Annotated in this window: 10 protein-coding genes; 6 read left to right on the plus strand and 4 right to left on the minus strand. The window is 60.9% G+C overall.

Annotated features, from left to right (window positions below; translation table 11 throughout):
- Positions 1-132 precede the first annotated feature (132 nt).
- A complete protein-coding gene (locus ACIGGE_RS15885; protein WP_397491071.1) occupies positions 133-654 on the plus strand; it encodes a response regulator transcription factor in 522 nt (173 codons plus the stop codon).
- Here ACIGGE_RS15885 and ACIGGE_RS15890 read toward each other — a convergent pair.
- Entirely contained in the window at positions 651-1,319 is a 669-nt protein-coding gene (locus ACIGGE_RS15890; RefSeq protein WP_397491072.1) for an extensin family protein, read from the minus strand. The two genes, ACIGGE_RS15885 and ACIGGE_RS15890, sit on opposite strands and share 4 nt — an antisense overlap.
- A 165-nt stretch (positions 1,320-1,484) precedes the next feature.
- Between ACIGGE_RS15890 and ACIGGE_RS15895 the strand changes: the two genes are divergently transcribed.
- Genes ACIGGE_RS15895 through ACIGGE_RS15910 form a run of 4 tightly spaced genes read left to right on the plus strand, consistent with a single transcriptional unit; the run spans position 1,485 to position 5,042 of the window.
- Positions 1,485-2,642 carry a PepSY-associated TM helix domain-containing protein gene (locus ACIGGE_RS15895; protein ID WP_397491073.1) on the plus strand — a complete coding sequence of 386 codons (1,158 nt, stop codon included), beginning with the start codon at positions 1,485-1,487 and terminating at the stop codon, positions 2,640-2,642.
- Positions 2,639-2,833 (plus strand): hypothetical protein, encoded by a 195-nt coding sequence (locus tag ACIGGE_RS15900; protein WP_397491074.1) that lies wholly within the window; start codon positions 2,639-2,641, stop codon positions 2,831-2,833. The genes ACIGGE_RS15895 and ACIGGE_RS15900 overlap by 4 nt, the downstream gene beginning before the upstream one ends.
- Positions 2,834-2,853: 20 nt before the next feature.
- Positions 2,854-4,167 carry a TonB-dependent receptor gene (locus ACIGGE_RS15905; protein ID WP_397491075.1) on the plus strand — a complete coding sequence of 438 codons (1,314 nt, stop codon included), beginning with the start codon at positions 2,854-2,856 and terminating at the stop codon, positions 4,165-4,167.
- Positions 4,137-5,042: a TonB-dependent receptor gene (locus tag ACIGGE_RS15910; protein WP_397491200.1), complete on the plus strand. Its 906-nt coding sequence runs from the start codon at positions 4,137-4,139 to the stop codon at positions 5,040-5,042. Before ACIGGE_RS15905 ends, ACIGGE_RS15910 begins: the two co-directional genes overlap by 31 nt.
- 30 nt (positions 5,043-5,072) lie before the next feature.
- Here the strand turns inward: ACIGGE_RS15910 and ggt are convergent, their stop codons facing one another.
- Both ggt and putP read right to left on the minus strand, forming a co-directional pair.
- Positions 5,073-6,857, minus strand: coding sequence for a gamma-glutamyltransferase (gene ggt / locus ACIGGE_RS15915; protein WP_397491076.1), 1,785 nt, complete (start codon positions 6,855-6,857; stop codon positions 5,073-5,075).
- 40 nt (positions 6,858-6,897) lie between these two features.
- Positions 6,898-8,379, minus strand: a complete 1,482-nt coding sequence (gene putP / locus ACIGGE_RS15920) for a sodium/proline symporter PutP (RefSeq protein ID WP_397491077.1) — start codon at positions 8,377-8,379, stop codon at positions 6,898-6,900.
- A gap of 211 nt (positions 8,380-8,590) precedes the next feature.
- On the opposite strand from putP, the gene ACIGGE_RS15925 reads away from it, so the two are divergent.
- The gene (locus tag ACIGGE_RS15925; RefSeq protein ID WP_103024302.1) at positions 8,591-9,433 is read left to right on the plus strand and encodes an outer membrane protein; all 843 of its coding nucleotides are present in this window, start codon (positions 8,591-8,593) and stop codon (positions 9,431-9,433) included.
- A gap of 127 nt (positions 9,434-9,560) precedes the next feature.
- On the opposite strand, the gene typA is transcribed toward ACIGGE_RS15925, so the two are convergent.
- On the minus strand, positions 9,561-11,381 hold the full coding sequence (typA, locus tag ACIGGE_RS15930; protein ID WP_196845724.1) for a translational GTPase TypA: 1,821 nt from the start codon (positions 11,379-11,381) through the stop codon (positions 9,561-9,563).
- Between the last annotated feature and the right edge of the window lie 2 nt (positions 11,382-11,383).

The following is an 11,383-nucleotide window of genomic DNA, read 5'->3' on the forward strand; positions in this document are numbered from 1 at the left end:
ACCTCGTCAATCATGAACGAACGACATACGGTACATATCGTAGGTGGTAATAGCAGATGCAGGGCGGAGCAGGCTCATCTGATTTACAGTCTTGGGCTTCATTCCGAAATCTATGCTAATGTCGCCGAGCTCATGGAGCGTCCCCCTCAATCGGGCCTAGTCCTGGCCTATGACGATACGGAGGGCGAAAGCGCTGCGTTCGTCCTCAAGGCGTTGTCAGACGAAGGGTATTGGATCCCTGTCATAGCAACGTCTTTGGAACCGCGACCGACCCATGTGGTGGAAGCGATCAAGGCGGGCGTTCTGGACTATATGAAGCTGCCACTGCGCGGCGAGAGGGTCACCCAAGCGATTTCGCGCACTTTGACCGATGCCGACAATCACGTGATGGCACGGCGCAGAATTGCGGAAGCGCGCGACAGGATCGCCAACCTGTCTCCGCGCGAGCGGCAGGTGCTCGACTGGTTGACCGAAGGGTGCAGCAACAAGGTCATTGCGCGCGAGCTCCATATCAGTCCGCGCACGGTGGAAATCCACCGGGCCAACATGATGACGAAGCTCGATGCCGATCATCTGGCCAAGGCAGTGAAGCTGTTTTTCGAAGCGCGGCTGGGTGACGATCCAACACCAGAGATCGGGGCCAACGCGGCCTAGCGGCAGAAACTTCCTGTTCCATGTTCCAGATGGAAGTGGTCGTGATGCGCCCGATTGTAATCGGGACCCAGTACGGTGCCGAAGCGCTTGCACGCACTTTTATGGATGACCTGCAGGAATTCGCGTTCCTGGCGCGAGGCATTCCAGCCCGATAATACCGAAATACGGCGTCCATCGGCCAGGACGAAAGCGGATACATCGATCGCTTCGGCGCGCGAATGGGCGCTCAAACGGCCGGTTCCGGCGACATTGCGGCAGGAGTAGCTGCCCATGGTTTCGATGCGAACCAGCGGGCTGCCAAGGATCTGGCGTGCTGCACGATCGACCCCGTACCGCGCCCAGGCGGCAAAAGTATCGGCGAGCGGACAGGCCACAGCACCCAGATTTGTGACAGTAAATTCGCCCCGGTCGCCGCCGACGCCCTCCAGGCTCACGCTGTTCGTGGTCGAGCAGCCAGCTCCGTAAAACCTGTCCGTCAAAGGAGAGAAGCGAGACCCAGTCTGCCCCAGTTCGGCCTGGCACTGGCGAACTTCGGGTCGCGCAACAGCAACAGGGACGGACCCTGCCTGCCGCGCGACCCGTTCAGTCGGCTTGGAACCAGGTACTGCGCCGCAACCCGCCAGGGCCAGAAGGAGAAAGGCTAAGAAGGCAGGCTGCAATCGCATCGAGGGATGTATTTACCAGACATGTTTAATTTCGTCCTAACGGACTTTAAACAGAGATGCACCCGAGCGCCTCAAGTGTAGAAATTCAGCAACGCAAACACGCAGCCATGCTATTGCGAATGATTATCATTGCCATTCCGTCCATGAGTTCGTAACGCGCGGGGCGTGAGCCGCACGACTATCCGAATCTGGTATCTGATCCATAAATGGAGCAGCCTCATCCCGACGGCGTTCCTGCTCATGTTGTGCGTGAGCGGACTGCCACTGATCTTTCACGACGAGATCGATGCCGCCATGGGCTTCGATACGGAGAAATCGCTGTCGGGCGTCGCTTCGTCAGAAGGCGGACTACCGCTGGATACGATGCTGGACCGCGCACTGGCGGAACGGCCCGGTGAAGTCCCTCTGTTCATGGCGTTCAGTCAGGACAGCCCGCTGCTGACCGTTACGAGCGGCCCGGCGCCGGATGCGGCAAGCGGTGACATGCATCTCCAATTTCTCGATCGCGTTACAGGCGAAGCGCTGGGGCCTGCGCCGGTCAATCCGCTGCTCGACTTTCTGCTGCAACTGCATACGGACATGTTTCTCGGCCTGCCCGGGATGCTTTTTCTCGGCGTAATGGGCATCAGCTTCATCGTCGCCCTGATATCCGGCACGGTACTGTATGCACCATTCATGCGCCGGCTGCGGTTCGGCACGCTGCGCACACGACGCAGCCTGCGCGTCAAACGGCTCGATCGGCATAATTTCCTTGGTATCGTCACGCTGGTCTGGGCGCTCGTCGTAGGCGCGACGGGTGCCATCAATGCCTTTGCCGATCCGCTGACGGACGCGTGGCGCAATGGCGAAATTGCGGAAATGACGGCCGCCTATGCCAGTTCGCAGCCCCTGGCGCCCGCAGATTACGGTTCGATCGACAAGGCCATGGCTGCGGCGCAGGACGCACTGCCTGGCCGTAACCCGCAGTTCATCGGATTTCCCGGTGGATCGTGGAGTTCCGGTCATCATTATGCGATTTTCTTTCAGGGCGACCGCCCTGTCACGGAACACCTGCTGACCCCGGCGCTAGTCGATGCTGCGACGGGCGAACTCACGGATGCGCGGACCATGCCTGCAATCAATCAGGCACTGATGATGTCCAAGCCGCTCCACTTCGGCGATTATGGTGGCTTGCCGCTCAAAATCCTGTGGGCGCTGCTGACGCTGGCAACGATCTGGGTGCTGTGGACCGGCATCTTTTTGTGGCTACGCCGCCGCGGCGGGGAGATCGACCGCCGCGTCGATGAGATCGCCCTCGGTGCGCGCAAGGAGATGTGCGCGTGAGCCACAGGACGCGGCATCGTCAGAGCACTGCCACGGTGTTTCGCTGGCCGATTGCGATCGGCGTGGCTTCCATCGCCGGACTCGTACTCGGACTGACCGGCGATGGCGCGCGTGACCTTATAGCCTGGATCCTGGTCGGCATTGCCCCGGCCGTCATTTTCGCGGCGCTGGTGCGCCGTACTTCCCGCTAGAACCGAAGAAAGAACCAAAGATGAAACTGCACCTCCTCCCGCTTCCGGCACTTGCCATTGCCGCGGTCATTGCTGCCCCTGCGCAGGCGCAGGACGGGACGTCACAGGAAGTGATCGTCGTTTCCGCCCAGCGGGCCAATCAGACGGAAGTCATCGCGGGCGGAACGCTGGGAGTTCTGGGCGCCAAGGATGCTCTGGACGTACCGTTCGTGGTGCGCACATTCGATGAAAGCCTGATCCTGAACCAGCAACCGCTGACATTGGGAGAGGTTCTGGAAAACGACCCTTCGATCCGGACTACCTACGCGTTCGGAAATGCAGCGGAACAGTTCGTGATCCGCGGTTTCCCGCTTTACGGCGACGATATCGGGATGAACGGTCTTTACGGCATCAGCCCACGCCAGCTGATCGCGCCCGAGCTGTATTCGGGTGTTCAGGTGCTGAATGGGGCGAACGCATTTCTGAATGGCGCGGCGCCGGGCGGAACCGGGATCGGCGGCAATGTGAGCCTGCAGCTTAAGCGTGCAGGTGACAGCCCGCTGACGCGCGTCACGGCAAGCTATCTGTCCGACAGCCATTTCGGCGGCAGCGCAGACATTGCCCGCCGGTTTGGCGAAAATGACCAGTTCGGTGTGCGGGTCAACGGTGCCTATCGCAGCGGCGATGTCGCAGTGAACGACGAGTTTCGCCGCACAATCGTTGGCGGCGTATCGTTCGACTGGACTACCGATAATCTGCGGGTCACGCTGGATGGCGCCTATCAGCGTTATGAGGTGAACCATCTTCGCCCGCAGGTAGTGATCGGCAACGGCGCAATTCCCGAAGTGCCCGAGGCGGATCTCAATTATGGTCCGTCTTTCGCCCGTACCGAGCTGCAGGACATTTTCGGCCTTGCCCGCATCGAATACGATGTAGCCGATAATGCCATGCTTTATGTCAGTGGCGGCGCGCTGGATGGCAATGAGGAGGGCACTTACGCCGGGATCACCATAACCGATGCCGACACCGGTGCTGGCACGATCGGCCCGTCCATCATTCCCGCGCGCATCAACAATGAGGCAGTGGAAGCGGGGCTGCGCGTCAAACTGGGCGAGGCCGTCACGCACGAAATCAACTTCGGCGGCAATATCAACTGGCAGCAATTTCGTACCGCCTTCGATTTCCGCGCGGGGTACGACACCAATCTTTACGACCCTGTGGACGCGCCCATTTCCCCTGTCAGCACTTTTGCCAGCGGGGATCTCTGGACGATCCCAAGCTCAATTCGCGATCGGTCCAGCTTAGCGCATTTGGTTCCGACACTATCGGTTTCTGGAACGATCGCATCCTGCTGACGGGTGGGTTGCGGCTTCAGGAAATCACGCAGAAGAACTACGACGTTGCGACCGGTGACTTCACGGGCCGGCTCAGCACCTCTGCGATTACCCCGGTTGTCGGCCTGGTGGTCAAGCCGACCGAGCGAATTTCGCTGTTCGCCAACCGTATCGAGGGGCTGCAACCCGGCGCCCGCGCGCCTGTCAGCGGTATCGATCCAGACAATCCCGGATCGGGAGAATTGCCGGTTACCAATGGTGGACAGGCGCTCGCACCGGCGCGGTCCGTGCAATATGAAGTCGGCGGAAAGATCGGGCTGGACCGCGTACAGGCGAGCCTTGCGCTATTCACGATCGAACAGCCCAGCAGTTATCTCGCGATTGATCCCGACGTGCCGGGGCAGCTACGGTTCGGCCGCTATGGCGAGCAGCGCAACCGTGGGATCGAGCTGTTCTTTACGGTCCAGCCGACAGATGGACTGCGCCTGATAGCCGGCGGGTCGGTGGTCGATGCGAAGCTCAAGCGCACCCCTGGAGGTGTGAACGAAGGCAACGATGCGCTGGGTGTGCCCGACTATACCCTTAACGCCAATGTCGAATGGGACGTGCCCTTCGTGCCCGGTTTCACCCTGACCGGACGCGCCATCCATACGGGCGAGCAGGCTGCAAACGTGACCAATACCAGCTATCTGGACGACTGGACCACGCTCGACCTCGGAGCCCGCTATGTGCTTGCAGCGGGCGGCGCGCCGATCACCCTGCGCTTTGGCGTCGACAATGTGACCGACGAACGGTTCTGGAGCTCGTCATACAGCGCGTTCGCATCTGGAGACACGGCGCGGCTGCTGCAGGGGCGCCCGCGTACCTTCCGGGGATCGGTCTCGGTCGACTTCTAAGGTTGCCGGAAAGGGCAGGCCGGGGCGGGATCAGTACCCGCTGGCCTGCCCATCCTTGCGCATTTCGGTTGCGCCGGTCAGCACGCCGGTTTCGGGCTCCCGGGCGATCGCCTGATATCCGCCGAACATGATGCCGTTGTCGATCACTTCGACCTTGTGCCCCATGGCCTGCAACCGCTCCACCGTTTCGGCGGGAATGCCGGGTTCGACGAAGAGGGTGCCGAGCGGGTCGGCAAAGGGACCGTTCAGGGCCTCTGTCGGCTGTGGGCCACCATCGTGGTTGAAGCGTGCGGCATCGCCCGCTTCCTGCAGGTTCATGCCGTAATCGACGATGTTGACCAGCACCTGCACATGGCCTTGCGGCTGCATGCCGCCGCCCATGAGGCCAAGGGTCATGTAGGGCTGGCCATCCTTCTTCACGAACGCCGGGATGATCGTCTGGAAGGGGCGCTTTCCGGGTTCGTAGGCATTGGGATGCGCCGGATCGAGGCTGAATAGCTCGCCGCGATCCTGGAACATGAAGCCGGTGCCGGGCGCAACCAGCCCGCCGCCCATGCCGCGATAGTTCGACTGGATAAGGCTGACCATCATGCCATCGCCGTCCACCACTGTCATGTAGGTGGTATCGCCTTCGCCCTCCAGCTTCGGCTCGCCCGGTCCGAATTCCGGAGTGGCACGAGCCGGATCGATGAGTCCGAACCGCTCCGCACCGTATTCGTCCGATAGCAAGGCCTGCGGGAACGGGCTGAAATCCGGATCGGCGTAGAAACGTGCAACGTCAGCGTAAGCGAGGCGCTTCGCTTCCACGAGATAGTGCATCGCTTCAGGACTGCCACGCTCCCACTGCGACAGGTCGATATTCTTGAGAATGTTGACCATCTGCAAAGCAGCAAAGCCCTGGCTGTTCGGTGGCAATTCGCACAGTTCGTAGCCATCCTTGTATTCCGCACAGGCAGGCTCGACCCACTCGCTGTGATGGGAGGCGAAATCTTCGCGGGTGAAGGCGCTGCCCTGAGCCTGGAGATAGTCCACCATGACATCGGTGAGCGCACCATCGTAATAGGCGTCACGCCCCTCGCGGGCGATGGTCTCGAGCGTATTGGCAAGGTCGGGGTTGCGGAAAATCTCACCAGCCTCGGGGGCGGCGCCGTCGGCGAACCAGACCTTGCGCGCATTGGAGAAATCGAATTCATCCTCGCGCGCGGAGTAGGCCTTGAACGCCCGGTCGAGATACATGCCGATGACCGGGGCGATGGGGTGGCCTTCGCGGGCATACCGTATGGCAGGTGCGAGGTTATCGGCCATCGGACGCTTGCCGAACCGTTCGTGCATGGCAAACCACGCATCAACCGTGCCCGGAATGGTAATCGGCAAGGCGCCATAAGGAGGCAGGGCATCGGCGCCGTTCAGTTTCTGCTTGAGCTGGTCGAGCGTCTGGCCCTTGGGGCTGCGGCCCGAACCGTTGATTCCGTAAAGCTTTCCGCTCTTGGGATCATAGATGATCGCGAACAGATCGCCGCCTATGCCATTGCCCGTGGGTTCCATCAGGCCGAGCGCGGCATTGGCGGCAATCGCCGCATCGACCGCGTTGCCGCCATCCTTGAGAACGTCGAGCGCGACTTGCGTGGCAAGAGGATGCGCGGTGGCCGCCATGCCATGCTGTGCGATTACCGGACTGCGCGACCAGTTCGCGCCGACCGGACGGCCGCCGGCGCCAATCTGCTGCTCGACAGAGGGCTTATCCGCGGAGACCTGCGCTGTGGCAGGGCTCACGGTCAGGGCAAGGGCGGCAGCGCCGGCCAGTAACGCTTTCATATTCGTCTCCTCCGTTTGGGAGACGTGTGAAGAAAGCGTGTCAGGCTGGCAAGGGGCGCTCGGTCGTTCCCGACGTTGCCTTGCTCACCATGACGATTGCAATCCAGGCGGCAATGAAGCCGGGAACGATCTCGTACAGGCCCTGATTCATTCCCGGCAGTGCCGAATTCCAGCCGAGCGCGATCCAGGCCATGACAACGGCAGCACCAGTAACGAGACCGGCAACTGCACCGGTGCCCGTCATGCGATCCCACGTCAGCGACAGGATGATAAGCGGCCCGAACGCCGCACCGAAGCCGGCCCATGCGTTGGAAACGAGGCCGAGCACCTCGCTCTCGGGGTCGCTGGCTATGATGATCGCTGCGATGGCCACGAGAGCGACGCAGATGCGCCCCACATTCACGCTTTCGCGTTCGGAGGCATTCTTGCGGAAGAAGAGCTTGTAGAAATCCTCGGTCAGCGAACTGGATGCGACCAGGAGCTGGGAGGAAATCGTCGACATGATGGCTGCCAGTAGCGCAGCCAGAAGGAAGCCGGTCACCAGTGGATGGAACAATAGGTTCGCCAGGACGATGAAGATCGTTTCGGGATCTTCGACGACAATGCCATTGCGCTGCGTAAAGGCGCGGCCCGCGATCCCGATGCCGATGGAGCCGAGCAGGGCTACGCCCATCCACGTCATGCCGATGTTACGAGCGGGCCGTACTTTCGCCACCGTATCGATTGCCATGAAGCGCACGATAATATGCGGCTGGCCGAAGTAGCCAAGACCCCAGGTCACAGCGCTGATGAAGCCAAGCACGGTCAGGCCGTTGGTAAGGCTGAGAAAGCCTTCGACAGGAACCTGCGTGAGCGAACCGCCCCCACTGCCACCTTCGCCGAACATCACGACCAAGGGCATTACGACCAGCGCGACAACCATGATGAGGCCCTGGACGAAGTCCGTCAGGCTCACAGCCAGGAAACCGCCAACCATGGTATAGGCAAGCACCACAAGCGCCGTGATCCAGATGCCCAGCATGTAATCGGACATGCCAACATCGCCGAACAGTCCTGCAAAGCTCGTTTCGAACAGCTTGCCGCCACCGACAAGTCCTGCGGCGGTATAGACCGCGAAGAAGACCACCACGATCAAAGCCGACACGACCCGCAGCGCCACGGCCCTATCAGGGAAGCGATTGGCGAGGAATTCCGGAATGGTCAGCGCATTGCCGTAGCTCTCGGTCTGTTCGCGCAGACGCGGCGCCACGATGAACCAGTTGGCCAGTGCGCCGATGAAAAGACCGATGCCGATCCATGCTTCGACCAGGCCGCTGGCATAGAGCGCGCCGGGTAGGCCGAGCAGTAACCAGCCGCTCATGTCGGACGCGCCAGCCGAAAGCGCGGCCACCGCAGGGTGCAGATTGCGACCGGCGAGGAGATACCCTTCGCTGGTATCGGTGGAGCGTTTCCAAGCCCACAGACCGATTGCGATCATGAGAATAAAATATAAGGCGAGTGAAATATATGTTCCCGTTGGCATGGGTGCGCCCTTTAACAGAACCGCGGACCAATGGCCACTGCACGGGTTTCGGGTGGAAAACCGCCGCTGCGCGTCATCGATACCGCGCCGATGCAAAAACCCAAGTGTGACTTGAAAGCGACACTTCAGAAAAGCTGCATATAGCAAGGGAACGCGGGCCAGCCTCGGGCGTCTGTGTTGCAACAGGGTCAAACAGTTACAGGGTTTCTCAATGAAAAAATCGACACTTCTGGCAACCGCCGTTCTGGCGGGCGCAATCGCTCAGCCTGCCTTCGCGCAGGACAGCAATCCGGACTACTTCAACGGCGTCTATGTCGGCGGCACGCTCAGCGTCGAATCCATCGACGATGGCAAGGACGAAGGTCTGGCTTTCGACACCGACGGCGACGGTGAATACAACGATGTCGTGCGCACCATTACCGGTGCAGATGCGTTCTCGCCCGGCCTGTGCAACGGTCGGCCGAATGCCGGTCCGGCTACGCCGACCTGCAGCGATGACGAGCAGGAACTAGGCTACGCCATCAAGATCGGTATGGACCGTCGCATCGGCGACATGTTCGTAGCCGGTGTGGTGCTGGAAGGTTCGAAGTCGAACGCTACCGATTACACCACCGGGTTCAGCACGACGCCTGCGAGCTACACCATTGCCCGTGAGATCGATTATGCTGGCGCTCTTCGCGCACGCCTCGGTATCTCGCCCGGTGATGGCCGCGGTCTTCTCTACGCCACCGGTGGTGTGACGTATGGCCGGATCGATCACGAATTCACCACGACCAACACTGCCAACAGCTTCACCCCGGTGAACGGCGATGAGTGGCTGTGGGGTGCACAGTACGGCGCAGGTGCAGAAATCTACCTGACCGACAGCATCAGCCTGAACGTGGAATACCTTCGTACCCACTTCGAAAAGGACGATTATTACGTTGTAGTCGGCGCCGGTTCGGCTCCTGCAACCAACCCGTTCCTGCTCGACTCGGGCGAAACGAACCTGCGTTCGACCGGACGTCAGCTCGAAGTGAACTCGTTCCGTGCGGGTCTCAACTTCCGCTTCTGATCCAGGTCACAAGCTAAAATAGAAAGGGCGGTCGCATTGCTGCGGCCGCCCTTTTTGTATGCCCGATTTGCTGCTGCCGCCGCGCTACTTTCCGTAGCCGATGCCGACGGCAGCGTCGGCGAAGAGCTTAGCTCTGCGCTGCGCGCTTGGCGCGCTTGCGTTCATGCGGATCGAGGATCGCCTTGCGCAGGCGAATGCTCTCGGGCGTGACTTCGACCATTTCGTCGTCATCGATATAGGCGATGGCCTGTTCCAGCGTCATGACGCGGGGAGGAGTCAGGCGGATGGCGTCGTCTTTGCCGGTCGAACGGAAGTTCGTGAGCTGCTTCGACTTCATCGGGTTCACTTCGAGATCGTCCGGCTTGGCATTTTCGCCGATGATCATGCCTTCATAGATCTTGGCGCCGCCACGGATGAACAATTCGCCGCGGTCTTCCAGCGCGTTAAGCGCATAGGGGACTGCTTCACCCGGGACCATCGAGATAAGCACGCCGTTCTGGCGTCCTTCGATGGGGCCGCGATAGGTATCGTACTTCTCGAACAGGCGGTTCATGATGCCCGTGCCGCGCGTGTCGGACAGGAATTCGCCGTGGTAACCGATAAGGCCGCGGCTGGGAGCGGAGAAGGTGATGCGCGTCTTGCCCTGGCCGGACGGGCGCATCTCGGTAAGCTCTGCCTTGCGGCGCTGCATCTTCTCGACGACGGTGCCGGAGTGTTCGTCGTCCACGTCGATGACGACCGTTTCGAACGGCTCCATACGCTGACCATCTTCGGTGCGGAAAAGCACGCGTGGGCGGCTGATGCCGAGCTCGAACCCTTCGCGGCGCATCGTTTCGATGAGCACGCCGAGCTGGAGTTCGCCACGACCGGCGACTTCGAAACTGTCCTTGTCTTCGCTTTCCGTAATGCGGATGGCGACATTGGTTTCCGCTTCGCGGTAAAGGCGATCGCGGATCATGCGGCTGGTGACCTTGCTGCCTTCGCGACCGGCGAGGGGGCTGTCATTGACCGAGAACTGCATGGCGAGCGTAGGCGGATCGATCGGCTGGGCTTCGATCGGCGTCTTTACGCTCGGATCTGCGACGGTGTTCGACACCGTGGCTTTTTCCAGACCTGCAAGAGCGATGATGTCGCCCGCTTCGGCGCTATCGACCGGCACGCGGTCGAGGCCATCGAAGCTCAGCAGCTTCGTCGCGCGGCCGACTTCGATCACATTGCCATGTGAATCGAGCGCATGGATCGGATCGTTGACGTTCAATTTGCCCGACTGAACGCGTCCGGTCAGAACACGGCCCATGAAATTGTCGCGATCGAGCAGAGTGGCGAGGAAGCTGAAAGGCGCTTCCGCATCGAGGCCCGGCGCAGGTACGTGGTCGACGATCAACTGGAACAGCGGTTCGAGATTGCCGTCGCGGGCGTGCTCGTCATCGCTGGCATAACCATCGCGGCCCGAAGCCCACAGGCTGGGGAAATCGAGCTGGTCGTCATTGGCATCGAGCGAAGCGAAGAGGTCGAAGACTTCGTCGAGAACTTCCTGGGGACGCGCATCGCCGCGGTCGATCTTGTTGACCACAACGATCGGACGCAGACCGAGGGCGAGTGCCTTGCCGGTAACGAACTTGGTCTGCGGCATCGGGCCTTCGGCGCTATCTACCAGCAGGATCACGCCATCGACCATCGAAAGGATACGCTCGACCTCGGCGCCGAAGTCGGCGTGGCCCGGGGTATCGACGATATTGATGCGCTTTCCGTTCCACTCGACGCTGGTGCACTTTGCAAGGATCGTGATCCCGCGTTCTTTTTCCAGGTCGTTCGAATCCATCGCGCGTTCTTCCACGCGCTGGTTTTCGCGGAAGGTGCCGGACTGGCGGAAAAGCTGATCGACAAGAGTGGTCTTGCCATGGTCGACGTGGGCGATGATCGCCACGTTGCGCAGGTCGCGGGACATGA

The organism is Qipengyuania sp. NPDC077410, from assembly GCF_044543405.1.
GTDB lineage: Bacteria > Pseudomonadota > Alphaproteobacteria > Sphingomonadales > Sphingomonadaceae > Qipengyuania > Qipengyuania pacifica.

What these genes read in the sequence shown, in the direction of transcription:
- putP (WP_397491077.1), bottom strand. Translation starts at nt 8,379, where the DNA reads ATGCCAACGGGAACATATATTTCACTCGCCTTATATTTTATTCTCATG.
- ACIGGE_RS15905 (WP_397491075.1), top strand. Translation starts at nt 2,854, where the DNA reads ATGAAACTGCACCTCCTCCCGCTTCCGGCACTTGCCATTGCCGCGGTC.
- ACIGGE_RS15890 (WP_397491072.1), bottom strand. Translation starts at nt 1,319, where the DNA reads ATGCGATTGCAGCCTGCCTTCTTAGCCTTTCTCCTTCTGGCCCTGGCG.
- ACIGGE_RS15925 (WP_103024302.1), top strand. Translation starts at nt 8,591, where the DNA reads ATGAAAAAATCGACACTTCTGGCAACCGCCGTTCTGGCGGGCGCAATC.
- typA (WP_196845724.1), bottom strand. Translation starts at nt 11,381, where the DNA reads ATGTCCCGCGACCTGCGCAACGTGGCGATCATCGCCCACGTCGACCAT.
- ACIGGE_RS15885 (WP_397491071.1), top strand. Translation starts at nt 133, where the DNA reads ATGGAGCGTCCCCCTCAATCGGGCCTAGTCCTGGCCTATGACGATACG.
- ggt (WP_397491076.1), bottom strand. Translation starts at nt 6,857, where the DNA reads ATGAAAGCGTTACTGGCCGGCGCTGCCGCCCTTGCCCTGACCGTGAGC.